This is a genomic window from Streptomyces lavendulae subsp. lavendulae (assembly GCF_002803845.1).
GTDB lineage: Bacteria > Actinomycetota > Actinomycetes > Streptomycetales > Streptomycetaceae > Streptomyces > Streptomyces lavendulae.
In genome coordinates this window covers 1598082-1622679 of record NZ_CP024985.1, presented here as the reverse complement: position 1 = coordinate 1622679, position 24598 = coordinate 1598082, and the positions used below count along the sequence as shown (strand labels likewise).

Genomic DNA, 24598 nt, shown 5'->3' with positions numbered 1-24598 from the left:
GGCGCATTCGGGCTCTCGTACGAGCGCTCCATCGGGAGCGGGAAGCAGCCCTGCCAAGTTCCCCAACTGGGCGTCAGGGGTGGGAGCGTGCGGTCTAGCGTGGGTATCCGGTGATCAACACCGGGCCCCGGGACCGCCGGTGGCCGGGCCCCACGTACCGAGGACGCCGATGTCCGGATTCCGCGCAGCCCGCCACGCCCCGTCGAGACACGCCGTCACCGGACCCGGCCGGCAGATAGGCCCCCAGCTGGTCCGCGCCGCCCTGCTGCCCACGCTCGCCGCCGGGCTCAGCGGCACCGCCGCGGTCATCTTCACCCTCCAGCTCGGCGGGGGCGCCGGGGAGCGCGACGCCCGGCTCTGGCCCGTCCTCACCGGCTGCGCCCTGCTCGTCGTGGGCGCCCTCGCCTGTGCCCTGCTCGGGGCGCAGCGGGCGGCCAAGGCCGTGCGCGACCGCTGCGAGGCCCTGCGGCGCTCCAGCGTGCGGGGCCGCCAGGAGCTGCGGACGGCCGCCGAGCGCCTGGAGCGGGGGGAGAGTCCGGGACGGCCCGTACGAGGGGGGCCGAGCGGTCCGCCGACGGCCGCCGACCCGGCCGGGGTGGACGAGTTCTGGCTGCTCGCGCAGGAGCTGCGCGGCGCCCGCGAACAGGCCTACACGACCCTGGTGCGGCTGGCCGTCCCGGCCGCGCCGAGCGACAGCGACCGCAAGGTGGAGGTCTTCGTCAACCTCGCGCGCCGGCTTCAGTCGCTCGTGCACCGCGAGATCTCCCTGCTCGACGAGCTGGAGGACACGGTCGAGGACCCCGACCTGCTCAAGGAGCTCTTCCACGTCGACCACCTCGCCACCCGGATCCGGCGGCACGCGGAGAACCTCGCCGTGCTCGGCGGGTCCGCCTCGCGCCGCCAGTGGACCCGGCCCATCGACCTGAGCGAGGTGCTGCGTTCGTCGGTGGCCGAGGTCGAGCAGTACACCCGGGTCAAGGTGGTGCCCCCGGCGGGCGGCACGGTGCGCGGACACGCCGTCGCCGATGTGGTGCACCTGCTGGCCGAACTCGTCGAGAACGCCACGGTGTTCTCCGCCCCCGACACCGACGTCGTGGTGCGGGCGGAGCGGGTCACCGCCGGGATCGCGGTCGAGGTCGAGGACCGCGGACTGGGCATGCCCGCCGGGGAGCAGCACCGGATGAACGCCCTGCTGGGCGACCCCGACCAGGTGAGCGTGCGGCACCTGCTCGCCGACGGGCGGATCGGGCTCTTCGTGGTCTCGGCGCTGGCCCGCCGCCACGGCATCGCCGTCGAGCTGAAGTCCAACATCTACGGCGGGGTGCTGGCCGTCCTGGTGCTGCCCCAGGCGCTGCTGGGCGCGGACGCGCCGAGCGGAGCCGACCTCCTGGAGGGGTCGCGGGCCACCTCCTGGGGGACCGGCGAGGGCGGAGCCGTGCCTCCGCTGGAACCCGTACGCGTCCACGTGCCGGGCGTCCGGCCGCAGGGGGAGCCCGCGCCGGAGCGGGGGCCCGGCGGCTGGTGGGCGCAGGCGGCGGCCCCCGCGGAGCCCCCCGCGGGCGTCCCGGTGGCCGCTGCCGTCCCGGTCCCGCCCGCCGTGGCCGCTCCCGTCCCGGTCCCGCCCGCCGTGGCCGTGACCCCCGGCGCGACCGCCCCGGCCGCAGCGGCGGCGCCCGCGCCCGTCCCCGTACGAACGTCCCCCGCGGTGCCGTCGGAGGCCGGGCACGCGGTCGTACCCGCCCCCGCCCCGGACGGGGAGGAGCGGCCGGCGCTGCCCCGGCGCCGGGCCCAGCACCACCTCGCGCCGCAGCTGCGCGAGACCCCCGCCCCGCGCCGGGCACCCGACACCGAACAACCCGTGCACGACCCCGGCCTGATGGCCGCCTTCCAGCGCGGCTTCGGGCTCGCCCAGTCGGAGCAGCAGGCATGAACCGGGCCCCCGGCCCGGACCCCTCACCCCAGCAAGGAGCACAACCCCATGGCCGGAGAAGCGGCGACGAAGACAGGCAGCCTCTCGGACCTCGACTGGCTGCTCGGCGGCCTGGTCCAACGCGTGCCGTACACGCGCAGCGCGGTGCTGCTCACCGCGGACGGGCTCGTCACCTGCGTGCACGGAATGGATCCGGACAGCGCCGACCACATGGCCGCCCTGGCCTCCGGGCTGTACTCGCTGGGGCGCAGCGCCGGATCCCGGTTCGGGGACGGGGCCGAGGTCCGGCAGGTGGTGGTCGAGCTGGACACGGCGCTGGTCTTCGTCTCGGCCGCCGGATCCGGGACCTGCCTGGCGGTGCTCGCGGACCGGGAGGCCGACGCGGGCGTCCTGGGCTACGAGATGGCGATGCTGGTCAAGAGCGTCCGCCCGTACCTGGCGGCCCCGCCGCGCCGGCCCGCGCACGCCGTCGACGCGGAGCGATGAGGGTCTGGGCACGGGGGGACAGGGGAGCCGGTGCGGCGCGCGACACGCCCTGGCTGGACGATTCGGCGGGCCGGGTGATGCGCCCGTACACCGCCAGCGGCGGGCGGACCCGGGCGGCCGTCCACCTCGACCTGCTGTCGCTGGTGACCGCGACCGGGGTCCGTCCGCGCGTTCCGCTCGGAGCCGAGCACACCCTCGCGCTGCGGATCTGCGCGGGTGCGGCCGGGGTGACCGTCGCCGAGGTGGCCGGGCAGTTGCGGCTCCCGGCGGTGGTGGTGAAGGTGCTGCTGTGCGACCTGATGCAGTACGGGGCCGTCTCGGTGCGGGCGCCCCGGTTCCCCGACGGCGGTTCCTTCGCCGACGACGACCAGACCCTGCTCAGGGCGGTGCTCGATGGCCTACGCCGGCGACTGTGACGCCCCCGCCCCGCCCGCGACCCTGAAGATCCTGGTCGCGGGCGGGTTCGGGGCGGGGAAGACCACCTTCGTGGGCGCGGTCAGCGAGATCGAGCCGCTGCGCACGGAGGAGGTGCTGAGCGGGGTGGGCGAGGGCTCCGACCCGCTCGACGGGGTGGAGTCGAAGGCGACGACGACGGTCGCGCTGGACTTCGGCCGGATCACCCTCGACGACCGGCACGTCCTGTACCTGTTCGGCACGCCGGGGCAGCAGCGCTTCTGGTTCCTGTGGGAGGAGCTGTGCGCGGGAGCCCTGGGGGCCGTGGTGCTGGCCGACACCCGCCGGCTCGCCGACTGCTTCCCCGCCGTGGACTTCTTCGAGCGGCGCGGGATCGGCTTCGTCGTCGCCGTCAACGAGTTCGACGACGCCCACCGCTACACCGCCGAGGAGGTCCGCGAGGCGGTCGGCCTCGGCCCGCGGGTGCCCGTCGTCCGCTGTGACGCGCGACTGCGGGGTTCCGGTACGGGGACCCTCGCGGCCCTCGTCCACCATCTGCTGTCCACAGGGAAACAAGCCCACTCGGATCCGGGGGAACCGCCATGACGTACTACGAATCGACCGGTCACCTGCTCCTCACTCCGGTGGACCGGGAGGCGCCCGCGCGCGCCGTCCGGCTGCGCGAACTGGGTCTGGGGGAGCGGGTGGACGCGGAACTCGACGCCTTCGCGGCGCGCGTCGCCCGGACCCTGCGGACCCCGTACGCCGGAGTCAACTTCGTCGGGGAGGAACGGCAGTTCTTCGCCGGGCTGCACCACGGCCCGGACGCCGCACAGGCCGGGTACCCGGCACGGGTGCTGCCCCGGGACCACGGCTACTGCCCGCACGTGGTGGTGCGGCGCCGCGCACTGGTGCTCCAGGACGTCCGGGACTTCGCGCGCTTCGCGGGCAACGCGGTCGTGGACGAGAGCGGGGTGCGCTCGTACCTGGGGGCTCCGCTCACCGACCGGCGCGGCGTCGTCCTGGGCACGGTGTGCGCGGTGGACGTGGTGCCGCGGCGCTGGGGGACGGAGGGCCTGACGACGGTCAAGGCACTCGCCGCCGACCTGGTGGAGCTGATCCACGCGCGGGAGGACCGGCGCGGCTGACGGCGTCGGGCCGCGCGGGGCTACGGGGCGGACTCCCGCCGGGCCCTCCCGGCGCGGTCAGCGCAGGAAGGCGGTGATCCGCTGCCGCAGCGAGGCCGCGTCCAGGCCGTGGGCGGCGGTGTGCTCCTCCACCGTGCCGTAGCGGCGCAGCTCGGCCCGGCCCACCCCGAGCGGCAGGATCCGGTGCGGCACCTCCATCAGGGCCTGCCCGGCGGCCGCCGCCGAGGTTCCGGCCAGGTACGGCTCGACCAGGACCACCTGCGGCGCCGCCCTGCCCACGGCGGCGCGCAGGGCCTCGTCGTCGAAGGGGCGCACGGTGGCCGCGTAGAGCACGGTGACGTCGAGGCCCTCGGTCGCGGCGAGCACCTCGTCGAGCAGCGGGCCGACGGCGAGCACCACGCCCGCGCTCCCGGTGCGCACCGTCTGCGTGCGCAGATCGCCGACGGGGCGCGGTGCGGCGTTCGACTGCCCGGTGAGGCGGACGTACACCTTGTCGTCCCCGGCGGCGTAGGCGTGGCGCAGCAGCGCCTCCGCCTCGTCGGGGTGGCCGGGGGTGTGGACCGTCCAGCCGTCGAGGGTGTCCAGCAGTGCCACGTCACCCGGCGCCATGTGGGTGAACCCGCCGGCCGGCCAGTCGTAGCTGGCGGAGGCGCTGACCAGGACCCCGCCCGTGCCCTGGTGCCCGAAGTCCAGCTTGACCTGCTCGAAGGGCCGCTCGACGAGGAAGCTGGCGAAGGTGTGGACCACGGGCCGCAGCCCGGTGAGGGCCAGACCGCCGCCCACGCCGACGAGCAGCTGCTCGCGGATCCCGACGTTGATCACCCGGTCCGGGTGGCGCTGCTGGGCGGGCCGGAACCCGTCCATGGTGATCTCCGCGAGCACGACCGCCAGCCGGTGGTCCTCGTCGAGCAGCTTCGATGTGACCGATACGAACCGGTCCCGCATGGTGTCCATGACCCGCCTCCTCAGAACTTCTTCTCGACACGGGCGACGACGGCGTGCGGCCGGCCCGGATGCGGCGCGGTGTAGGCGGCGTGCAGCGCCTCGTGGTCGCGCCCGTCCACGGTGACCGCCGACCAGCCCGCCGCCTCGAAGCGGGAGGCGATCCCGCCGCGCCAGCCGTGGGTCGCGGAGTCGTTGTCGATCACCAGGGTGTGCAGCCGCTCCAGCCCGGCCGGGGCGGCGTAGGCGATGGCCTCGTGGTTGCTGCCCTCGTCCAGCTCCGCGTCTCCGATCAGCACCCATACGGCCGGGTCGTCCAGCCCCTGGGCCCGCAGCCCGAGCGCGGTGCCGACGGCGAGCGGCAGCCCGTGCCCGAGGGAGCCGCTGCCGATCTCCACGCCGGGGACCAGGGTGCGGTCGGGATGGTGCCCGAGGGGGGAGTCGTAGGAGCCGAATCCGGCCAGCCACTCGACGGGGAAGAACCCCTTCGCGGCGAGCACGGCGTAGTAGGCCATGGGGCCGTGCCCCTTGGAGAGCAGGAACCGGTCCCGCTCCGGCGCCTCGGCGCTCCCGGGCCCGACGCGCAACACCCGGTCGTAGAGCACCCACAGCGCGTCGAGCGTGGAGGTGGCGGCGGGCCCGTGCTTCTCGGCCCCTGTCATGAGCGCGATGAGGCGGCCCAGATCCCCGTGGCGGAACCCGGTGTCCGCGATTGCCTGTGTCATGCACCCACCATGCTTCCTCAAGTGGACTTGAGGTCAAGCCGTCATCGCCGGATCCGTCAGATCCGGCCGCGCGGCGCAACCCGCGCGCGACCACCCCCGGAAGTGCGGTATTGTTCTCGTGCTGGTCCGGCCAGGGGAAACCCCAGGTCAACGACCATCGGGACGTGGCGCAGCTTGGTAGCGCACTTGACTGGGGGTCAAGGGGTCGCAGGTTCAAATCCTGTCGTCCCGACTGTGCGGAAACGCAGGTCGGAGGCCGTTCTCTCATCCATGAGAGGACGGCCTTTCGCGCGTCCGGGGCGTGGTGGTCGCGTGGTGGCCGCCAGGTGCCGCAGGTCGTGGACGGTGATCCGCGGGACGCCGGCCTCTTCGGACAGCTGGTGGAGTCGGTTCAGGACACGGTGCGGTCCGAGCGGCCGGCCGTCGGGTCGGCAGAAGACCGGTCCGGTGAACGGGTCGTCAGGATCACCCCTCATAGGGGTCGTTGCGGACGTAGTCGCGGTAGCGGGTCGTCGCGGTTGGCTTCGGCACCAGGGCCTTCGCTTCTGGCGGCACCGTGGTGCGGTGGTGGTCGGGGGTGGGGACATCGACGGCGAAGTGCGGTTTGTCGGCGGGGGCTGGTCCGGATCCTGGTGAGCACGGGCTCGTGGGTGCGGCCCTGTTGCGCATTCCTGTCGTGAACTCCGTCCGCCGTGTCAGCCGGTCTTCAGGAGGTCATCGACGGCGCTTTTGGACAGTTCGGCCCTTACCAGGGCGGCTGCCAATCTCGGCAGGGCTTCGGCGTCCACCAGGCGTGCGAGGCCCTCCGCAGAGGCCGGGAGGCCGAGCTCGGCGGCGGCCTCGCGGGCACGGGCGTCGAAAGACGGGCGCAGCTCGGGCCACACGCCCTGGGCCTCGCGGCAGAAGATGTCCGCTCCCACCGGTCCGATCCGCGGGACCTCCTGCAGCAGCTCGCGGATCCGGTCGGGGTCCCCGTCGGCCGCGTCGCGGAGCCGGCGCAGGTCTCCGCGGTACCGGTCGAGGACGAGCTCCGCCCCGTCGCCCAGTGCGGTGGCCGTGCTCTCGTCGTAACGGCGGTAGTGGGCGCGGCCGAGTGCGTCCACCCGGTCCTGCCAGGAGGAGTCGGCCATTGTCCGGGGTGTGCGCATTCCGGCGCCGAACAGCTCGCGGGCGGCGGCCACGGCGATGTCGGCCTTGATGCGTACCGCGAAGAGCACGCAGAGGACGAGCAGCTGGTACAGGGGCGCGGGTGTGTTCCGCAGCTTGATGCCGGCTTCCTCGGCGTGCGTCTGCCCGTATGCGTCCATCAGCCGTCGTACGGTCGTGTGCTGTGGCTGTGTCATGGCGTCGGGCCTCCTTCGTCACGGGTCGGTGAGGTGAGCGGGCCGCGGGCACTCGGGGGAGAGGCACCGAGGAGGGCCCTGCCAGGGGTCGTCCTTGAGCAGACCGTCGACGGTGGCGAGGGTATCCGCCACGTCGACGTGGTCGCCCCCATTGACGCCGGCCGCGCCGAGACGGCCCTGCGGATGATGGAACGCAACATGGCGAGCGACCCGGGGTCGAGCGGCGAGATCACCTTCGAGGACGCCTCTTCAGGCTGACGCCGGCGCGTACGGCGCCGACTGGCCGTCGGCCCGTTCGACACTGCCGGCGGGAGTGTCCCGTACCCGTAGGGGAAGGGCACGAACAGGACACCCGGGCGGACCGAGCCGATGCGCAACCGTCCGCGCAGTGCGCCGCACCGTGTGGCGATCTCGACCAGGTCGCCTTACGCCAGTCCGAGGCGGGTGCGTCGGCGTCCGCGATCTGTACCCACACGTCCGGGGCGGCGGCCGCGAGTGGCGGCACGCGCCCTCCGCCGGCGGGGCGTAAGGGGCTGCCCGGCTGCGCGCATCGCGCCTCGCGTTCGACCCGGATCGCGGCGAGAGAGTGGTCCTCTACGCGGACCCGCCCCCCGACGGCCGGTCCTGGCGGTATGCGGTGATCGGCATGAGCGCCGGAGACGGGGGGAGAGAGCGGGAAGCCGTGTTGGCCGAGGCCTTCGCATTCGGCTGACGCAGAAAGCCGGTCCCGGCGCCTCCTGGGCGCCGGGACCGGCTTCTGGTGCGGGAACGGGATCAGGCGGGGCGGCCGCCGAAGGGGGCGCCGGTGCCGTAGTACGTGCCCAGCTCCTCCCGGTAGCCGGCGTCGCCGAGGTGCTTGTCGCGGTGGAACTCGGGCGCGTTCTTGATCTGTTCCTTGGTGCGGTCGACGAAGAGCTTCTTGTCCTCCGGGTCGATCCGGACGACGGTGCTCGCCGGGAGCAGGACCTCCTTGCCGAAGATCCAGACGCCGGTGTCGACGACCAGGTAGGCGTCACCGACCTCGTCGGAGTGCTTGTCGACCTTGCCGATGCCGCCGTCGGTCGCCTCGACCTTGTAGCCGGTCAGATCGGTGCCGGCCAGGTGGCCCGAGGTCGGCTGGTAACTCCACATGTAATCAGTCACGCGAAAAACAACTCCTCCGGTCAACGGTGGACGGCGGCGATACGAATTCTCCGCCGATCCTCCTTGCTCCGTACGGTGCTCGGCGGTCGTGCTGCGTTCCGCCTGGACTTCGTCTGCCCCGTCTCTGCGACTTGACGCACCCGGATGGAAATTCGGAGCCGGGGCGGCCGTCGATCATTGGAGGTGAGCAGGTCCCCTGCTGCGTCACGGCGACCGTCCCGGCCGCCCTTCGGATACCCCCGATGACCGTCCTTATGGGTTCCGGGTTCGCGAGGAGCCTGCCGGCAACGACATGGCGGTGGCCGGCCATCCCCCGGAAGGGATGGCCGGCCACCGCCATGCACTGTGAGAACTGCGCTGTTGTCGTACGGCTACCAGCGATACCAGCGGCCGCTACCGCCCTTGGGCCGGGCGACGAAACCGATCAGCCACAGGACCAGGACCGCGATGGCGACCCACCAGAGGATCTTCAGCGCGAAGCCCGCGCCGAAGAGGATCAGGATCAGCAGAAGAACGAGAAGCAGGGGAACCATGGTTATCAACCTCCGAAGCGTCATCTGCCCGAGTGCACCCGAGGCATGCATGTGATTCTTATTCGTTTCTTATCCTGATGTCTGGGCAGGAGATCTCGCCGAATTTTCGCGACGGCGCTTCGACGGATTACGTCCTGGGAGGCTGTCTTGCGCTGCTCGGCTCAATGGGCCACTGGGCGAAGCGTTCTCCGGGCGGGACATTTTCCATGGACGGCAATCCCGAGATCGACCCGGCACACCAGGTCGCAGCGTTCCGTGCGCCGACACGAAGCCGAGTACCGAGACCGACGAGTACGCACAGCGCGCGTGCGCCCCGGGGATCTGCCAGGAGCCCTCGCGGCGCCGTGCGACAGGTTCCGCTCGGCCGGTTCCTTCGTGTGGGCGGGCTGGACGATGCGCGGGCGGCTTGGCCCAACGATCGCGGAGTAGCGCCGGCTCTGCCTCGTCAGGTGAAGGCCTCTGCCGCGGGCACGATGCGGGCCGCCATGTTGATCTCCATCATGTTCACGGCGGCGTCGGCCAGGTCGGGGTGGATGTGAGCGACGGCGTCGCGGGCGACGGTGACGGACAGGTGCCTGATGTGGGCATCGAGCGCGGAGTACAGCACGCACTGTTCGGTCACCTGCCCGCACAGCACGAGGTGGCCGACTCCCAATGTTCCCAGCAGGTATGCGAGGGGGGTCTCGTAAAAGGCGGAATGGCGCGCCTTGACGATGAAGTAGGAGTCCTCGTCCGGCCGCAGGGGTTCGACCAGGTGGGCGTGGGGGCCGGTGAGGGCGGCTTCCAGGATCTCGCCGTGGTGGGAACGCCATTTCCCGAAGTTGTCGTTGACGTAGATCACCGGCAGTCCGCGTCGGCGAGCTTCTTCCAGCAGGCGGATCATGGCGGGCAGGGCCTGCTCGACGGAGGGGACCAGTGCATCTGCGTCCTGATGGTCGTACGTGTTCAGCATGTCGATGATGACAACCGCGGTCTTCGCCATGCCCTCCAAGCTCCCAGAACGTGCCTGGGTGCGCTTCGATGACACGAGCCAACTCGTCGGTCCTCTGCCCGGATCCGGGTGGGGAACCGGGGAGACCCAGGCAGACACCGCCGTGCAGAAAGGGTGCCCCCGGTCGGGGCGACGAACCGGTCGGCCGTCTCGGGGTCGGCCCGGTGGCAGTACGCGAGGAAGCGGGCAGCTTCCTCGGCCGTCCAGATCCTCCGTTCCGGCGACGGTGGCCGCGGTGGGACTGGGGGTTGGCCTGTCGAGTCGAAGCCCTGTCCCTCCTGGGGCGCCAGGGACTGGAGCCCCGGCTTCCCGCGCCCGCAGCGTCCCGTTTCTCTCCGGTATATGCGGCGCACTGCACGTGAGCGTGAGCGCCCCGCGAATACTCTGCACGCCCTACCGGTGACCACAGGTGGTGGAAATGATGAGCGCACCGCACATGAACCAGGTGATCCGCACCCCCTGTCCTCGGCCAGGTGGACATGCGACAGAAGGAGCTCACGGTGTTGCTTCTCATCTCCCCGGACAGCGTCGAGGAAGCCCTCGACTGCGCGAAGGCGGCGGAGCACCTCGACATCGTCGACGTCAAGAAGCCCGACGAGGGCTCGCTCGGCGCCAACTTCCCCTGGGTCATCCGGGAGATCCGCGACGCGGTGCCGGCGGACAAGCCCGTGTCCGCCACCGTGGGAGATGTCCCTTACAAGCCCGGCACAGTGGCGCAGGCCGCACTCGGCGCTGTCGTCTCCGGCGCCACGTACATCAAGGTCGGCCTCTACGGATGCACCACGCCCGATCAGGGCATCGAGGTCATGCGCGCGGTCGTCCGAGCGGTGAAGGATCACCGCCCCGACGCCCTCGTCGTCGCCTCCGGCTACGCCGACGCCCACCGCATCGGCTGCGTCAACCCGCTCGCCGTGCCCGACATCGCCGCCCGCTCCGGTGCCGACGCGGCCATGCTCGACACCGCTATCAAGGACGGAACGCGGCTGTTCGACCACGTTCCTCCAGAGGTCTGTGCCGAGTTCGTACGGCTGGCCCACACCTCCGGTCTGCTCGCGGCCCTCGCGGGCAGTGTCACGCAGGCCGACCTCGGTCCGCTGACCCACATGGGTACGGACATCGTGGGCGTGCGGGGAGCGGTCTGCGAGGGCGGCGACCGCAACGCCGGGCGGATTCAGCCGCATCTGGTGGCCGCCTTCCGGGCGGAGATGGACCGGCATGCCCGGGAGCACGCCGTCGGCGTGCCCGCCGTGAACTGACGGCCGGCATGCCGACGCCTGAGGCAGGCAGCGCCTCCGGACGCGAGGCCGTACGTTTCCCGGTCGTCGACCCGGCCACCGGGGAGACCTTCGACGAGGCCCCCGACCAGCAGCCGGGCGAGCTGGACGACGTGGTCGCCCGCGCCCAGCGGGCCTGGCACGGCTGGCGCGCCGACCCCGCCGCCCGCACCGCCGCGTTGCGCGGCGCGGCCGACGCCGTGGAGACGGCCGGCGACGACCTCGCCCGGTTGCTCACCCGGGAACAGGGCAAGCCCCTGGCCGAGTCGTACGCGGAGATCGCCCGTACCGCGGCACGGCTGCGCTACTTCGCCGACCTGGCCCCCCGGACCCGCCGGATCGACGACGGCAGGCCCGTACACAGCGAGGTCCGCTGGCGCCCACTCGGCCCCGTCGCCGCGATCGTGCCGTGGAACTTTCCCCTCCAGCTCGCGGCGGCGAAGTTCGCGCCCGCGCTCGCGGCGGGCAACACCGTGGTCCTCAAACCGTCGCCGTTCACTCCGCTCGCCACCCGGATGCTCGGCTCCGTCCTCGCCACAGCCCTGCCCGAGGACGTGCTGACCGTCGTCACAGGCCGTGAACCCCTCGGTGCCCGCCTCGCGTCCCACCCGGGCATCCGTCACGTCACCTTCACGGGTTCGGTGCCGACCGGGCGGGCCGTCGCCGGAGCGGCGGCGGCCTCGCTCGCCCGGGTCACCCTGGAGCTGGGCGGCAACGACGCCGCCCTCCTGCTGGATGACGTCGACGTGGACCGGATCGCGGACCGGCTGTTCTGGGCGGCGTTCCGCAACTGCGGGCAGGTCTGTATGGCGGTCAAACGGGTCTACGTCCCGGCCCGGCTCCACGCCGAGGTCGTCGAAGCCCTGGCCCAGCGCGCGAAGACCGTCGCCGTCGGGCCCGGCCTCGATCCCGGAACCCGGCTGGGACCGGTCAACAACGCCCGGCAGCTGGCCCGGGTGGAACAGGTCACGGAGCAGGCTCTGGCGGACGGCGCCCGGGCGGCGTGGGGCGGCCACCGGCTGGACGGGCCGGGATACTTCTTCGCTCCCACGATCCTCACCGACGTCCTGCCCGGCAGTCCGGTGGTGACCGAGGAACAGTTCGGACCGGTTCTGCCCGTGCTGCCGTACCGGAGCCTCGACGAAGCCGTCGACGCGGCCAACAGCACCGGCTTCGGCCTTGGCGGCTCCGTATGGGGCACCGATCTCGACCAGGCCGAGACGGTGGCCGACCGGCTCGAATGCGGCACGGCCTGGATCAACCACCATGCCGAACTGTCCCTCGCCCAGCCCTTCGCAGGGGTCAAGGACAGCGGAGTCGGCGTCGCGGGCGGACCGTGGGGGCTCTACGGCAACCTCCGGCCGTTCGTCGTCCACCGCCCGCAGGAGGTGTGACGATGAGGTTCCAGGCGGCCGTGCTGCACTCGTACGAGGACCCGTTCACGGTCGAGGAGGTGGCCCTGCGGACGGAACCCGCCGCCGACGAGATCCTGGTCGAGATCGCAGGCACCGGGATGTGCCGGACCGATCTCGCGGTCCGGCGATCCGCCGGCCGCAGCCCCCTGCCGGCCGTCCTGGGCCACGAGGGCGCCGGGGTCGTGGTGCGGACGGGCAGCGGCCCTGACACCACGATCGACGTGGGTGACCACGTCGTGCTGAGCTTCGACTCCTGCGGACACTGCCGCAACTGCCGCGGCGCGGCCCCCGCCTACTGCGACTCCTTCGCCTCCCTGAACCTCTTCGGAGGACGCGAGGAGGTACCGCCGCGGCTCACGGACGCGACCGGGAAAGCGCTGGCCCCCCGTTGGTTCGGACAGTCCTCGTTCGCCGAGTACGCGCTCGTCCCGGCCCGCAACGCCGTCCGGGTCGACCCCGCACTCCCGATCGAACTGCTCGGGCCCCTCGGATGCGGCTTCCTCACCGGCGCCGGAGCCGTGCTGAACACCTTCGGCGCAGGCCCCGGCGACACCCTGACGGTCCTCGGCGCCGGAGCCGTGGGCCTGGCCGCGGTGATGGCGGCCACCGCCGCCGGCGCACTGACCGTGGCCGTCGACCGGCATCCCCAACGGCTCGCCCTGGCCGAACGCTTCGGCGCGATCGCACTGCCCGCCGGAACGGCCGGACTGCCCGAACGGATCCGACGGCTGACCGACGGCGGCGCACAGTACGCCTTGGACACCACGGCCTCGGCCCCGCTCATCAACAACGCGCTCCAAGCACTGCGCCCCACCGGCAGCCTCGGCCTGGTGGCACGCCTCCACACCGCGCTGCCGCTCGAACCCGGCACGCTCGACCGAGGCCGCAGCATTCGCCACATCTGCGAAGGGGACGCCGTACCCGGACTGCTGATACCCAGGCTGACCGGGCTCTGGCAGGCCGGCCGCTTCCCCTTCGACCAGCTGATCCGCACCTACCCGCTGGCCGACATCAACGAGGCCGAACGCGACTGCGACGCCGGCCGCGTGGTCAAACCCGTCCTGCTCCCGGAAAGAACAAGCCGGTGAGCGAGGCACGCGGCACCGCGGACCCGTCCCGTCCGGCAAGTGGACACCTCGTACTCCCCCTTCCCGCCAACGGAGGAAACATGACCGGCGCGGCGCCGCAGCAGACAGACGTGGAAGGCGTGGACGGAGGTGTGGGCCTGACCGCCCTCCTGGTCGCCGCGGCACGGGCGATCGAGACCTACCGCCACGACAGCCTGGCCCAGGACGTCTACGCGGAACACTTCGTGCGCGCCGCCCCGGCATGCACGGACTGGCCGGTCCGTATCGAGCAGGTTCCGGACGGGGACGACAACCCACTGTGGGGCCGGTTCGCCCGCTACTTCGGCCTGCGGACCAGGGTCCTCGACGACTTCCTCCTCCGGTCGGTCCGTACGAACGTCCGCCAAGTCGTGCTGCTGGGAGCGGGGTTGGACACGCGCGCCTTCCGGCTGGACTGGCCATCCGACGTGGTGGTCTTCGAGATCGACAGAGCGGGCGTGCTGGCCTTCAAGCAGCAGGTGCTCACGGACCTGTCGGCCGCCCCGAAGGTGAAGCGCGTACCCGTGCCGGTCGACCTGCGCGCGGACTGGGTCACCGCGCTGACCACCGTCGGCTTCGATCCGGCCGTGCCGAGCGTCTGGCTGGCCGAGGGTCTCCTCTTCTACCTGCCGAGCACAGCCGAGACGAACCTCATCGACACGGTGGACAGGCTGACCACCGGAGGCAGTGCTCTGGCCTTCGAGGCCAAGTTGGAGAAGGACCTGCTGGCGTACCGCGACAGCCCGATCTACACGGCGACGCGCGAACAGATCGGCATCGATCTGCTCCACCTCTTCGACACCGGCCCACGACCCGACTCCGCGGGCGACCTGGCGGCCAAGGGCTGGTCCACCTCGATGCACACGCCCTTCGACTTCAGCCGCCGGCACCGACGTGGCCCCCTCCCCGCGCCGAACGACGCGCTGGAGGGAAACCGGTGGGTGTTCGCGCACAAGGCGCACAAGCCCCGGTCATGACGTCCGCAGCGCTCACGACGACGTCCGCACAGGGCCGCGGGCGGGCGCTCCATGATGAACGAGCGCCCGCCCCCCCCCGGACAGCCGCTGACGGGCCTCGTCAGACGGCCTGGGCAGCCACCAGCTGGTCGCCCGGGATCCCGGCCAGGTCCGGCGCGTAGTAGTCCTCGATGCCGGCGGCCCACGTGGCCACGGTGATGCGGTCTTCGGCGTCCGGGCCGAAGGCGTCGAAGAGCGCGTGGATGTTCGCCTTCTCGAAGCCGATCGCCGTCATCAGCGATTCGAAGAGCGGGCGCTCGATCAGGCCGTCCTTGTCGGGGTCGCCAAGTGCGGCGAGCGCCTCGGCGAATTCGGTGATCGTGGGACCGAAGCGCTTGGGGTCGAGCACGAACGGACGAAACTCGTCGACCGTGATCACACCGTCGCCGTTGGCGTCCAGTTCAGTGGCCAGCGTCGTCCAGTAGCGGCGGAACGCGGCCCGGATCGCGGCCTTGGCGCCGTCGTCCGATGCGACGGCCGCCTCCAGAACGCGGCCCGTCATGAGGTCGAAGTCGTCGGAGCCGATGACTCCGTTGCCATTGGCGTCGAAGAGGGAGAAGACGAGCTCGACCCGCTTGGCGGCCTCAGTTCGCAATTCCGTCACCTGTCTTCAGCGGCCCGTCGACCCCGGGCCTGGCTCAATGAGTGCTTCTAGGTAACCGTGCCGGGAGAGAGGCGTGACGGTGAGGCGGTCTCCGCTACCGGAAGGAGTGAGTTCCCCGACAATCAGTCCGGGTGGGTCGGACCGGACGCCTGCGATCCGGGCGAGGCCGCCCAGCTCTCTCCTCCCCCCCGCGTGTCCGGCTCGACGGGCAGACCGCCGGGTCGTACCTCGCCCCGCGTACGTGAACACCTACCCGACGGACTGGAGGTGGTCAGCGGGCGAGTACGTGGCCGTCGTGGGGGCGGTGGTCCCGGGAGCGGGGCAGGTCGGTGGTGACGTAGGTGCGTTGCAGCCAGCGGTCTGCTCCGTCGCAACGGGGGTGGAAGGCGGTGCGGCCGTGGACGGTGACGCGGTTGTCGATGATGACCAGGTCGCCCGGATTCAGGCACAGGGTGCGGGCGGTCACCTCGCAGGCGCGGCCGAATGCGGTCAGCGCCGCGGCGGCCCGAGGGGTGAGCGGGGTGGTGACGAGTTGGGCCATCCGGATGTCGGGATCCTCGACCGCTCCCGACAGCACCGGTCGGGGCTCGACGCCGGACTTGTTCGCGGCAGCGTCGGGGCTGAAGGAAGGCGGTGGTGTGGTGACGAACTCCGGTGCGAACAGGGCCTGGCGACTGGCTGGGGTGAGGAGCGGCAGCGCTTGGCGGATGCCGGCGACGCGCATGCCGGCGATCCGGTCGTGGTCGGCGCGGAGGCACAGGGAGATCACATAGTCCGGTGGGTGGGGATGGAAGCCGTTCTCGGTGTGGAAGGACAGCGGCACCGATCCGGCGTTGCCGTGGAAGCTCTCCTGCCCGGGGACGGGCACGACGTCCTGCACAAGGGAGCCGGATTTCTCTGCCCGGTAGGCGAGGGGCTCGCCGAGCCCGCAGGCCACCATGGTGAGCACCGCCGCCGAGACGGTGGCCCGGGGCTGGACCGAGCCGGGTACGGCCGGTGTCGCGGGCAGGGCCCGCTGATCGACGGGAAGGCCGCCGATCACCAAGGTGCCGTTCGGGCCGGAGTGCCTTCGAAACCGGCGCACCTCACGGCGCAGCGGGAACGGAAGGTCCTCCCAGGCGTCCCGGGCCCGTGCCACCCACTCGGGGGTGTCGACCTGGTCGGGGCCGCCGGTGCACAGGGTGCGGGCCGGCCGTTCGCACGCGCCGGCACCGGCCGGGTCAAGTGCCCAGTCGGCGGCGACGGCAGAGCTTCGGGTGGTGCCGGGCGTCGTCTCTCGGGCATCGGGGTCTCCTGCCGGAGGTGTGGGCGGCGGACGCGCGGACTCACGAGTGGCGCAGGCCGGCCACGGCGTCGGCGATGTAGTGGTCCCCGAATCGGATCAGCGAGGCGTACCGGGCTGCGCGGCGATGGCGCATGAGCCGCAGTTCGGCGACGGCGTTGTCGGGGCCTTCGGGTTTCTGAGCGATGGAACGACGCAGACGCACCATCGAGTACGCGAGGGTGACGTGCCGTTCACCGTCCACGATGTCGGCTTCCAGGAGAGCGCCCCGTGCCTCGGCCAGCTCCGGGGCGCGGGCCGCCAACTCTGCCGGTGAGATTCACCGGCCGCGGCCGGAGCCAGCGCAGACAGCGCGGCCACCCGCTCACCGGCAGTCGCGGTGGCCTGCCGCAGCGCGCGGGTCCGCTCGACAGGTCTCGCATGGGTTGCCAACCCGGCCAGCACCCACGCGGTCCGCTTCGCCTCGGCATCCACCCGTGGACCCAGCACCGGTGCGGGCCGACCGCCTCGGGGCTCACGGAAGACAGCGACAGCAGGATGACCGGTAACCGGCGATAAGCCCATGGTGGAAGTACCTTGCCAAGACACTCCGTCCGAAACCCTGATCCGCAGGATGATTCCGGTGCGGCGGTCAGGTGGGTCGGATGGCGCCCCTCGGGGACCGGTTGGTTCGTACATCGAGGAGCCGTTTCAGAGGGATGTGAAACGGCCCCTCGGCGTTTCCGGCCGTCGTGGGCCCATGGCGGCGCGGACAGGGACGGGGGCGGGGTGCGCTAGCCTCCCGGCTGATCGCGTGATCGTGCGCGGCCCGAAGGGGTAGTCGGGGAGTGACAGTTGGCGCAGTTCGAGGACCAAGTCCCGTTCGTGGCACGTTTGGACGCCGATGACCGGCAGGCGCTCCTTCGCAGCGGCAGTCCCCTGGCCTTCCCCGCGAGACAGGTCCTGCTCCGGGAGCACGAACCCTCGACGCATGTCCTGATCATCCTCTCCGGCTGGGCCAAGGTGACCTCGGCGGCGCCCAACGGGTACGAGGCGCTCCTCGCCCTCCGGGGCCCCGGAGACATCGTCGGCGAGCAGGCCCTGCTCAGCGGACGGCCGCGCGGGGCGACGGTCACCGCACTCGAACGGGTCGAAACGCTCGCCCTCGACGCCGAGCGTTTCGGCGCCCTTCTCGACGAACGGCCCACCGTGGCGAGGAGGTTGCTGGCCCTGACCGCCGACCGCACCCGTGACAGCGACCGGCGGCGCGTGCAGTTCGCCTCCCTCGGCGTACAGGAGCGGCTCGCGCTGCTCCTGCTGGAACTGATCCGCACCCACGGCGAGGAGTCCCAGGACGGCGTCCTGGTCACGGCCGGACTCACGCAGAGCGAGCTCGCGGGGTCGGTGGGAGCCTCGCGCGAGGCGGTCGCGCGGCTGCTCAAGCAGTTGCGGGAGCGGGGCGTCGTACGGACGGGGCGGCGCGGGATCGTCGTCGTACGGCCTGACGTGCTACGGCAGATGGCGCGTTCGGGGAACGGCTGACCGGGGCGGCGGACCCCCGCCGCCGGACACGCTCTGTGCACACGGTCACACTCAGGGTGTGCTAGTTTCCCTCGCCTCGAACTCCCCGACCCTGGCATCTTCTGGATGTCCAGAAGGCCCCGAGGGGGCCGTGTCACCTGCGGAAGGCGGCCATGCGCGAGCCTGTCAACCGGACCATCCTGCTCCTCGACATCGAGAGGTTCAGCCGCCGTGACGACGTGGTGCAGGCCGTCCTGCGGCGCACCCTGAACAGCATCGTGGACCGGACCCTGGAAGCCGCCGGGGTCGAGGCCACCCAGCAGTACCGCGAAGACCGTGGAGACGGTCTGATCGTGCTGCTCAGCGGGGACGTGGCGAAGACCGTGCTCCTGCGGTCACTGCTCACCACGACCCCCGAGCTCCTCCACGAACACAATCTGATCGCTTCGGACAGCGCCCAGATGCGGCTGAGGATCGTACTCGCCGTCGGCGAAGTGGCCCACGACCCGCACGCCGGGACAACCGGGGGACTCGTCGGACACGACCTCAATCAGGCGTGCCGGCTGCTCGACGCGGACGTGCTGCGCTCCGCCCTCGCGGCGCGTGGTGACGAGCACTGCGTCCTCGCGGTGAGCGCTCCGGTCTACGAAGGAGTGGTTCGGCACGGGCACCGGGGCGTACGGCCGGAGTTCTTCCGGCCGACGGACGCCACCGTGAAGGACGGCGTGCTGTCCGCCTGGATCCACCAGGGCGCCGCGCCGGACCGGATCCCGGCCCCCGCCACCGCCGCTGCGGCCCCCGTGACCGTCCCCGCACCGGTACCCGCGACCGCCGCACCGGCCCCCCGGCCCGCCGGTGATCCAGCGCCGGATCCCGCCGCGACCGGCGCTCCGGCTCCTGTCGGCGGTCCGTCCGAGCGGTCCGCCGGAGCCGTGTTCCACTTCCACGGCGCCCCCGTGATCCACGGCTCCCTCGTCGGCGGTGACCAGACCGGCGTGAGCGGCGGCGAGGTCGGAGGTGACGTCGTGCTCGGCGGTACGCGGACCGACCACAACCCCACGGACGGGAGCCGGTCGTGAACGCCGTCCAGGACCACCGGGCCGTCGCGGACGGACGGATCCCGCCTCAGGAGCGGGCCGCCGACGACCCGCCGGCGCCGGACGGGGCCGGCGACCCGGCCCACGGCGCCGAGGGGCCGGAGGACGCCGAGGAGGGGACCCCGCACGCCTGGGACTCCCGCCGTGACCTGTACCGCCACAGTCCCGGCTTCATGCTCGGCCACTCCGGCCGGATCGGCGGTTCACTGGTCGGCGGTGACCAGCACGGCGTCAGCGGTGGCCAGGTCACCGGTGACGTCATCCTCGGCGGCAGCAAGGTGGAGTACCACCTCGGTGGCGACAGCGAGGAACGGTCCGGAGAGATCCCGGCCGCCGAAGTCGAGTCGCTCGCCGAGAACTTCGTGTACCCCCTCGCGCGGCGGGACGACACCGGACCCGAGGAAGGGGCCCCGGCCGAGGCCCCGGAGCCGGACGGACCGTGGGAGGCGGGCAGCCCGTTCGCCCTGGCCCTCGCCGGGCTCAGGAAACACCGTGTGGCCGTCCTCGCCGGCCCCGCCACCACCGGCCGCCGGGCAGCCGCCCTGATGCTGCTCCGCGCGGCCGGCTCCCGCTCCTACCGCGCCCTCGACCCCGCGCTCCCGGCGGGCCGGCTCGCCGCGGAGCTCCGCGAAGGCTGCGGGCACGTCGTCGCCGACTTCGCCACCACCGCCGAACGCCCGCTGCGTGAACACCATGTCCGCGCCCTCAGCGAGCGCCTCCACGCCACCGGCAGCCACCTCGTCGTCGTGGTCGGGGCCCACCCCGTCGTCCACGGCGGCGTGAGCCCCGTTCCGTGGCAGCCGCCCGAGCCCGCCGCGCTGCTCGCCGGACACCTCGCCAGCAAGGACCTGGCCGGGCGGACCGTGGACGAGCTTCTCGCCCTCGCCGAGGTACGGGCCGTACTCGCGCACCACCGGCCGGTCGCCGACACCGCCCGTTTCGCCGAACGCGTCGCCGGCCACGCCCGGGGTACGGTCTCCCTCGCCGACCTCGGAGCGTTCGGCCACTACGCGGCCGAACGCCAGGTCCGGGAATGGTTCGACAGCGCGGACCACACCCTGCACGACAAGGCCTTCCTCATCGCCCTCGCCACCTTCGACGAGGCCCCCTACCCCCTCACGGCAGAACTGAGCGACGTCCTCTTCGGCCTTCTCCAGCGCATCGAGAACCCGGGCGAGCCGGCCCGGATCCCCGTCTTCGGCACCTCCAGCGCCCAACGGGTCGGGCAGGCGCTCGCCGACCGCTACCAGGAGCCGGAGGAGACCGAATGGGGCCCGGTGCTCCAGACGAAGGTGCAGTTCAGGGACCGGCTGACGGCCGTCACCCTGCTGCGCGAGGTCTGGACGGGCCACCCGTCCGCCCGGCCCGCGCTCGTGGCGTGGCTGCGCCGCCTCGCCGACGACCCCCGGCCCGTCGTCCGTACCCGCGCCGCCGCGACGGCCGCCGTCATGGCCGAAGCCGACCTGCCGTCCGCCATGGCCCTCCTCATCCGCTCCTGGGCCGCGGACCGACGGCTGCGCGCCCGGCTCGCCGCCGCCAACGCGCTGGCCCTCGCCCACCACCTGGGCGCCCCGCACGTCTCCCGCATCCTCGCGCAGTGGTGCACGGACCCGGACCACCGGATGCGCTGGACCGCCGTCCGCGGCTACGCCCTGGTCGGGGACGCCTTCCCCCGGGAGGCGCTCGCCGCGCTCACCGAAGCCGTACGCGGCATGGAAGCCCGGGGCGGACCCGCTCGCGGCTGGGCGGACGAGCGCGACGAACTCGCCCAGTCCGCCGCGGCACTGCTGCTCGCCGGCGGCCAGGAGGCGGCCGCACGCCACGACTGGGACGAGGCCGCCGCCCTGTGGGGGGCCCTGCCTGCCCTCGCCCGCGGCGTCACCAGGGACTTCGTGCTGCGCGCCATGGTCCATGCCTGCGGGCCCACGGACGGGCCCGGCGGCACAGGACGCCCCCTGCTGCTCGACCTGTTCGGGCGTGGCGACCCGACACCCGGAACCGACGGCGCCGCGCTGCGGCACACCCTCGCGGCCCTGTGGCGGAGCGTCCTCAACGACCCCTCGTGCTCCGCTTCCGGACTCAACGCCCTGCGCCAATGGGTCCGGGCCGCCGAGGGCGACCGGGGCGCCGAGACCGCGCTCGCCGAGTTGCTGCCCCTCCTCGCGGTCTCCACCGAGGACCACCGGCGGCTCGCCTACCTCCTGGAGAACCTGCGCGGCGAGGGGGATCCCACCCCTCCCGCCGTGGCCGTCCGGCTACGCACCCTCGTGTCCGCGCCGCCCGCCGACACGCCGTTCGAACCGTCCCGAGGAGCAACTCCACGATGATGAGCCAGCCGCCCCAGTGGCAGCAGGACGCCAACCGGCACACCGTCCTGGCCGACCCCGTGGTCACGATCCAGGAACTGTCCCGGTTCAAGCCGTTGCGCACCACGCGCATCGATCACGCCCTGGTGTTCACCACGGTCCAGGGAGGCCTCGACACCTACCTCCCGCCGAGCCGGCCGAGCCGTACCGAACTGGCCACCCGGCGCTGGACCAGCGTCTACGAGGTGGACACGGGGCGGCACGAGGCCGTCGCCGTCCTCGCCCTCACCAGTCAGAACGACGCCTTCCAGTTCGAGGTGTCCCTGAACTGCACCTGGCAGGTCGTCGAGCCGGCCGCCTTCGTGGCGAGCGGGGAGCGCAACGTACCCGCCATGCTCCAGCGCCTGGTCGAGGACGCCATCCGGCCCGTCCTGCGCGGCTACGCCATGGAGGACAGCGCGGAGGCCGAACTCCACGCCCGCAAGGCGATCGAAGCGGCCGGGCCGCTGGGCGTCCGCGCCGGGCTCGACGTCCGCTGCGGCCTCCAGCTCCGGCGCGACGAGGCGGCCCTCGAACAGGCGCGCCGGCTGCGCGAGATCGCGTTCGCGCGCCAGAAGCTCGAACCCGAGCACGCACTGCTGATGCGGGAGGACGAGCTGGCTGCGGAGCGCGCCCTCGCCCAGGGGCAGCAGCGGCACCACGTCGAACTCCAGCAGCAGGCGCTCGACCACGAGCGCGCCCTGGACCGCGGCCGCCAGGAGCTGGAACTGCAGGAGATCGAGGCCAAGAAGATCGAGTACTACGCCTACTACCTGGAACGCGGCGGCCCGGCGGCCATGGCCTTCCAGCTCGCCCGGCACCCCGAAGACGCCCGCCTCGTCATGGAGAACCTGCGTCAGGACCAGCTGCTGGCCATGAAGAACCAGCTCACGGTCGCCATCCAGGCGCTCGGCGGGGGACCCGGCGGCCTGGAGGAGCACCAGCTGGACGAGCCGCGCCGGCTCGCCGCCAACATCATCAAGGAAGTACTGGGCGGCCCCAAGCCGGCCCAGGGACCGACACCGCCGCCGCCCGCCGTCGAAGGGGCCGTGGCCGGAGCGGAGGCGTCCGCGGATCCGGCGCAGGGCCGGGTGCCCGGACCCGCTGCCGCGTCCGACCCCCCGGTGCCCGACGGGGGAGCCGCGCCGTCGCCCCCGCCGCAGGACGGACCGCTCTTCGGTTACTCCTCGCCCCCGCGGCCGCCGCGGTGAGCGCCGCCGTTCCCGAGCCCGGTCCCGGGCCGGCGCCGGTGCGGACGGACCCGCAGGCACACCAGCCGCCCCTGCCGGGAACGGCCGAGCGGCTCCTCGCCGAACTGCGGCGGGAGGCCGCCCGCGCCGACACCAAGGGCTCGGTCCTCGTGGCCGCACAGGGCATGGCCGCCGCCGCGCTCGTCGGCGTGCTCGCCGCGCGCGGCTGGCACCCCTCCGACCTCTCGGCCGTCGGCCAGGTGATGTGGTGGGCCGGAGCCGCCTGCTTCCTCGTGTCGCTCGCCTCCCTCCTGATGGCCGTCGTGCCCCGCTACCGGACGGTCGACTGGCGGCCGGGCGTCCCCCTCACGCACTTCGCGGACATCCGGGGCGCGGCCCGCCGGGGCCAGGCGGTACTGGAGGAGGCGCTGTGCGAGACCGACCGCGCTCCCCGGGCCGCGGTCCTCGCCTCGCTCACGGAGAACAGCCGGATCGTCTCGATCAAGTACGGCTGGCTGAGGGCGGGCATCGCCGGATTCACAGTGGCGCTGGTGCTGCTGCCCGGTGCGCTGCTCGCCGGCTGAGGCCGCCGGGTTCGCCGTGCCCGCCGGGCCCGCCGGTCACCCGGGGTGGCGCCGGGCCGCCGCGGCGGACGACGAATCCGCCGATCCGTACCAGAACCGTCAGGAGACAGACCACCATGTCCGCACATGAGGACGTTCCCCCGCCCACGTACCCGGGGGAGGCCCCCGTCCCCGCACCTCCGGGTGCCGCGTCGCCACCGCCGTACCCCGGCGATGAGGCGCCCCCCTACCCGGAAGACGCCCCACCCGGCCGCCCGGAGACGTCCTTACGGAACGTGGCGCCTCCGGGGTACCCCGGGGAGGTTCCCCCGCCGGAGTACCCCGGTGCGGCGGTACCGGCTCCGAGGGCGGGGGGCCGGCCGGCGCAGGCGTCCGCCGACCCGTACGTGCCGCCGTCCGCACCTCACCCCGCAGCCCCGCCACCGCCAGCGGCACCCCCGCCACCGTTCCCGGCGGAGCCCCCGCCGCCCGCGGCACCCGGGCCCGAGGCCTCCGCGTCCTTCGCCGACCACGACGACCTGGCCCTGGAGCACGGCCGCAGGATGGTGAAGGCCGTACAGCGGAGCATCGACGGCGCCGCGCTGTCGCACCTCCTGGTGACCCTGCCCATCGGGCTGATCAGTCTGGCCGTGCTCGCCTTCGTGTCCGCCGTGATCAATCCCGTGCTCGCGTTCGTCGTTCCCGTGGGCTGGCTGCTCTCCGGCCCGCTGGTCTTCCACCGCAAAGTCGAATCCGCCATCGCCCGGCGCCTGTTGGGGATGCGCAGGCCCACACCGGAGGAGTCCCGACGGCTGGACCTGGTGTGGGAGCAGGTGACCCGGCGGGCGGGGGTGGACCGGCAGACCTACGTGCTCTGGATCCAGGAGCGCGCCGAACTGAACGCGACGGCCGCCGCGGGGCACGTCGTCGCCGTCACCCGGCACGCGATGGAGCGGCTGCCCAACTCCCGTCTCGCCGCGGTGCTCGCGCACGAGCTCGGCCACCACGTGGGCGGCCACACCTGGGCGGCCATGCTGGCCGACTGGTACGCCCTGCCCGCGCGGGTGGCCGGGCGCGCCCTTCTCGTCCTCCTGCTCACCCTCTTCCGGGCGAAGCACTGGACGGGAGTCGCCTGCGGGGGATGCCTGTCCCTGCTGATCGTCCAGTTCCTCTTCCTCTTCGCCTTCGTCGAGGGGATGTGGTGGCTCGTACTGGCGGTGGCGGCCGCTCCCCTGCTCATCGCCCGGCTGCACCGCAGGGCCGAGTTCAGGGCCGACGCCTATGCCGTGGGGCTCGGCTTCGGCGAGGCCCTGGAGGACGTCCTCCAGGCAGAGGCCGGTGCGGCGGCGGAACCGGGCCGCCCGGCCGGCGGGGAGCGTCTCGCCGCCGGGACCGCGCACACGAACGCCGAGGCGCGGCTGCGCAACATCAGGTTCGTCATGTCCCAGCAGAGCCGGCGCGGGACGGCCCCGGTGTAGTACTGCGTGCCCCGATGTCCCCCACACGGGAAAACGCGTGGACCGGGCGGGGGCCCCGCGGGACACTGCGGTTCCTGGCCCGTATCCGGCGAGG

24 protein-coding genes and 1 tRNA gene are annotated in these 24598 nt (G+C 72.8%); 16 read left to right on the top strand and 9 right to left on the bottom strand.

Annotation, left to right across the window (positions count from 1 at the left end; genetic code table 11):
* The first annotated feature begins 169 nt into the window (after positions 1-169).
* Genes SLAV_RS07380 through SLAV_RS07360 form a run of 5 tightly spaced genes read left to right on the top strand, consistent with a single transcriptional unit; the run spans position 170 to position 3957 of the window.
* The gene (locus SLAV_RS07380; protein WP_063760234.1) at positions 170-1930 is read left to right on the top strand and encodes a sensor histidine kinase; all 1761 of its coding nucleotides are present in this window, start codon (positions 170-172) and stop codon (positions 1928-1930) included.
* A 48-nt stretch (positions 1931-1978) separates the two neighbouring features.
* Positions 1979-2416: a roadblock/LC7 domain-containing protein gene (locus tag SLAV_RS07375; RefSeq protein WP_030224699.1), complete on the top strand. Its 438-nt coding sequence runs from the start codon at positions 1979-1981 to the stop codon at positions 2414-2416.
* On the top strand, positions 2413-2832 hold the full coding sequence (locus SLAV_RS07370; RefSeq protein ID WP_051840140.1) for a DUF742 domain-containing protein: 420 nt from the start codon (positions 2413-2415) through the stop codon (positions 2830-2832). Before SLAV_RS07375 ends, SLAV_RS07370 begins: the two co-directional genes overlap by 4 nt.
* Entirely contained in the window at positions 2810-3415 is a 606-nt protein-coding gene (locus tag SLAV_RS07365; RefSeq protein WP_030224695.1) for a GTP-binding protein, read from the top strand. Before SLAV_RS07370 ends, SLAV_RS07365 begins: the two co-directional genes overlap by 23 nt.
* Complete coding sequence (locus SLAV_RS07360; RefSeq protein WP_030224693.1) at positions 3412-3957, top strand: GAF domain-containing protein; 546 nt, start codon at positions 3412-3414, stop codon at positions 3955-3957. The genes SLAV_RS07365 and SLAV_RS07360 overlap by 4 nt, the downstream gene beginning before the upstream one ends.
* Before the next feature lie 57 nt (positions 3958-4014).
* On the opposite strand, the gene SLAV_RS07355 is transcribed toward SLAV_RS07360, so the two are convergent.
* Entirely contained in the window at positions 4015-4911 is an 897-nt protein-coding gene (locus tag SLAV_RS07355; protein WP_030224690.1) for a transketolase family protein, read from the bottom strand.
* A gap of 11 nt (positions 4912-4922) precedes the next feature.
* Positions 4923-5624, bottom strand: coding sequence for a thiamine pyrophosphate-binding protein (locus SLAV_RS07350; RefSeq protein ID WP_030224689.1), 702 nt, complete (start codon positions 5622-5624; stop codon positions 4923-4925).
* 158 nt (positions 5625-5782) lie between these two features.
* On the opposite strand from SLAV_RS07350, the gene SLAV_RS07345 reads away from it, so the two are divergent.
* Positions 5783-5856 (top strand) — tRNA-Pro (locus SLAV_RS07345).
* Between the two features lie 463 nt (positions 5857-6319).
* Here SLAV_RS07345 and SLAV_RS07335 read toward each other — a convergent pair.
* The 4 genes from SLAV_RS07335 to SLAV_RS07315 all read right to left on the bottom strand — a co-directional run bounded on the left by SLAV_RS07335 (position 6320) and on the right by SLAV_RS07315 (position 9625).
* Positions 6320-6967 (bottom strand): endonuclease, encoded by a 648-nt coding sequence (locus SLAV_RS07335; protein WP_030224687.1) that lies wholly within the window; start codon positions 6965-6967, stop codon positions 6320-6322.
* A gap of 774 nt (positions 6968-7741) precedes the next feature.
* Positions 7742-8098: a PRC-barrel domain-containing protein gene (locus SLAV_RS07325; RefSeq protein WP_388097901.1), complete on the bottom strand. Its 357-nt coding sequence runs from the start codon at positions 8096-8098 to the stop codon at positions 7742-7744.
* 383 nt (positions 8099-8481) lie between these two features.
* Positions 8482-8667, bottom strand: coding sequence for a hydrophobic protein (locus SLAV_RS07320; protein ID WP_199922110.1), 186 nt, complete (start codon positions 8665-8667; stop codon positions 8482-8484).
* Positions 8668-9088: 421 nt separating this feature from the next.
* The gene (locus SLAV_RS07315) at positions 9089-9625 is read right to left on the bottom strand and encodes a cysteine hydrolase family protein (protein WP_030224679.1); all 537 of its coding nucleotides are present in this window, start codon (positions 9623-9625) and stop codon (positions 9089-9091) included.
* A gap of 509 nt (positions 9626-10134) precedes the next feature.
* On the opposite strand from SLAV_RS07315, the gene SLAV_RS07305 reads away from it, so the two are divergent.
* The 4 genes from SLAV_RS07305 (at position 10135) to SLAV_RS07290 (ending at position 14406) form a co-directional block, all read left to right on the top strand.
* Positions 10135-10890, top strand: coding sequence for a (5-formylfuran-3-yl)methyl phosphate synthase (locus SLAV_RS07305; protein WP_030224677.1), 756 nt, complete (start codon positions 10135-10137; stop codon positions 10888-10890).
* A gap of 8 nt (positions 10891-10898) precedes the next feature.
* Positions 10899-12302 (top strand): aldehyde dehydrogenase family protein, encoded by a 1404-nt coding sequence (locus SLAV_RS07300; RefSeq protein WP_030224675.1) that lies wholly within the window; start codon positions 10899-10901, stop codon positions 12300-12302.
* A gap of 2 nt (positions 12303-12304) precedes the next feature.
* Positions 12305-13411 carry an NAD(P)-dependent alcohol dehydrogenase gene (locus SLAV_RS07295; protein ID WP_030224670.1) on the top strand — a complete coding sequence of 369 codons (1107 nt, stop codon included), beginning with the start codon at positions 12305-12307 and terminating at the stop codon, positions 13409-13411.
* 80 nt (positions 13412-13491) lie between these two features.
* Positions 13492-14406: a class I SAM-dependent methyltransferase gene (locus tag SLAV_RS07290; RefSeq protein WP_030224669.1), complete on the top strand. Its 915-nt coding sequence runs from the start codon at positions 13492-13494 to the stop codon at positions 14404-14406.
* 100 nt (positions 14407-14506) lie between these two features.
* Here the strand turns inward: SLAV_RS07290 and SLAV_RS07285 are convergent, their stop codons facing one another.
* The 3 genes from SLAV_RS07285 to SLAV_RS42290 all read right to left on the bottom strand — a co-directional run bounded on the left by SLAV_RS07285 (position 14507) and on the right by SLAV_RS42290 (position 16635).
* Positions 14507-15040: an EF-hand domain-containing protein gene (locus tag SLAV_RS07285; RefSeq protein WP_030224666.1), complete on the bottom strand. Its 534-nt coding sequence runs from the start codon at positions 15038-15040 to the stop codon at positions 14507-14509.
* 280 nt (positions 15041-15320) lie between these two features.
* Positions 15321-16187, bottom strand: coding sequence for a TauD/TfdA family dioxygenase (locus SLAV_RS07280; protein WP_234333346.1), 867 nt, complete (start codon positions 16185-16187; stop codon positions 15321-15323).
* Between the two features lie 187 nt (positions 16188-16374).
* The gene (locus SLAV_RS42290; protein ID WP_030224657.1) at positions 16375-16635 is read right to left on the bottom strand and encodes a hypothetical protein; all 261 of its coding nucleotides are present in this window, start codon (positions 16633-16635) and stop codon (positions 16375-16377) included.
* A 560-nt stretch (positions 16636-17195) separates the two neighbouring features.
* Here SLAV_RS42290 and SLAV_RS07270 point away from each other — a divergent pair.
* The 6 genes from SLAV_RS07270 to SLAV_RS07240 all read left to right on the top strand — a co-directional run bounded on the left by SLAV_RS07270 (position 17196) and on the right by SLAV_RS07240 (position 24504).
* A complete protein-coding gene (locus tag SLAV_RS07270) occupies positions 17196-17852 on the top strand; it encodes a Crp/Fnr family transcriptional regulator (RefSeq protein ID WP_335341778.1) in 657 nt (218 codons plus the stop codon).
* 152 nt (positions 17853-18004) lie between these two features.
* Entirely contained in the window at positions 18005-18910 is a 906-nt protein-coding gene (locus SLAV_RS07265; protein WP_030224650.1) for a hypothetical protein, read from the top strand.
* On the top strand, positions 18907-21255 hold the full coding sequence (locus SLAV_RS07255; RefSeq protein WP_051840137.1) for a hypothetical protein: 2349 nt from the start codon (positions 18907-18909) through the stop codon (positions 21253-21255). The genes SLAV_RS07265 and SLAV_RS07255 overlap by 4 nt, the downstream gene beginning before the upstream one ends.
* Positions 21252-22484 (top strand): hypothetical protein, encoded by a 1233-nt coding sequence (locus SLAV_RS07250; protein WP_051840134.1) that lies wholly within the window; start codon positions 21252-21254, stop codon positions 22482-22484. Before SLAV_RS07255 ends, SLAV_RS07250 begins: the two co-directional genes overlap by 4 nt.
* Complete coding sequence (locus tag SLAV_RS07245; protein WP_234333345.1) at positions 22481-23047, top strand: Pycsar system effector family protein; 567 nt, start codon at positions 22481-22483, stop codon at positions 23045-23047. Before SLAV_RS07250 ends, SLAV_RS07245 begins: the two co-directional genes overlap by 4 nt.
* A gap of 542 nt (positions 23048-23589) precedes the next feature.
* Positions 23590-24504: a M48 family metalloprotease gene (locus SLAV_RS07240; RefSeq protein WP_051840131.1), complete on the top strand. Its 915-nt coding sequence runs from the start codon at positions 23590-23592 to the stop codon at positions 24502-24504.
* The last annotated feature ends 94 nt before the right edge of the window (positions 24505-24598 follow it).

Bases quoted from the DNA above. Each gene is read 5' to 3' on its own strand.
- SLAV_RS07380 (WP_063760234.1), top strand. From the start codon at position 170: ATGTCCGGATTCCGCGCAGCCCGCCACGCCCCGTCGAGACACGCCGTC.
- SLAV_RS07375 (WP_030224699.1), top strand. From the start codon at position 1,979: ATGGCCGGAGAAGCGGCGACGAAGACAGGCAGCCTCTCGGACCTCGAC.
- SLAV_RS07370 (WP_051840140.1), top strand. From the start codon at position 2,413: ATGAGGGTCTGGGCACGGGGGGACAGGGGAGCCGGTGCGGCGCGCGAC.
- SLAV_RS07365 (WP_030224695.1), top strand. From the start codon at position 2,810: ATGGCCTACGCCGGCGACTGTGACGCCCCCGCCCCGCCCGCGACCCTG.
- SLAV_RS07360 (WP_030224693.1), top strand. From the start codon at position 3,412: ATGACGTACTACGAATCGACCGGTCACCTGCTCCTCACTCCGGTGGAC.
- SLAV_RS07355 (WP_030224690.1), bottom strand. From the start codon at position 4,911: ATGGACACCATGCGGGACCGGTTCGTATCGGTCACATCGAAGCTGCTC.
- SLAV_RS07350 (WP_030224689.1), bottom strand. From the start codon at position 5,624: ATGACACAGGCAATCGCGGACACCGGGTTCCGCCACGGGGATCTGGGC.
- SLAV_RS07335 (WP_030224687.1), bottom strand. From the start codon at position 6,967: ATGACACAGCCACAGCACACGACCGTACGACGGCTGATGGACGCATAC.
- SLAV_RS07325 (WP_388097901.1), bottom strand. From the start codon at position 8,098: ATGTGGAGTTACCAGCCGACCTCGGGCCACCTGGCCGGCACCGATCTG.
- SLAV_RS07320 (WP_199922110.1), bottom strand. From the start codon at position 8,667: ATGACGCTTCGGAGGTTGATAACCATGGTTCCCCTGCTTCTCGTTCTT.
- SLAV_RS07315 (WP_030224679.1), bottom strand. From the start codon at position 9,625: ATGGCGAAGACCGCGGTTGTCATCATCGACATGCTGAACACGTACGAC.
- SLAV_RS07300 (WP_030224675.1), top strand. From the start codon at position 10,899: ATGCCGACGCCTGAGGCAGGCAGCGCCTCCGGACGCGAGGCCGTACGT.
- SLAV_RS07295 (WP_030224670.1), top strand. From the start codon at position 12,305: ATGAGGTTCCAGGCGGCCGTGCTGCACTCGTACGAGGACCCGTTCACG.
- SLAV_RS07290 (WP_030224669.1), top strand. From the start codon at position 13,492: ATGACCGGCGCGGCGCCGCAGCAGACAGACGTGGAAGGCGTGGACGGA.
- SLAV_RS07265 (WP_030224650.1), top strand. From the start codon at position 18,005: ATGCGCGAGCCTGTCAACCGGACCATCCTGCTCCTCGACATCGAGAGG.
- SLAV_RS07250 (WP_051840134.1), top strand. From the start codon at position 21,252: ATGATGAGCCAGCCGCCCCAGTGGCAGCAGGACGCCAACCGGCACACC.
- SLAV_RS07240 (WP_051840131.1), top strand. From the start codon at position 23,590: ATGGTGAAGGCCGTACAGCGGAGCATCGACGGCGCCGCGCTGTCGCAC.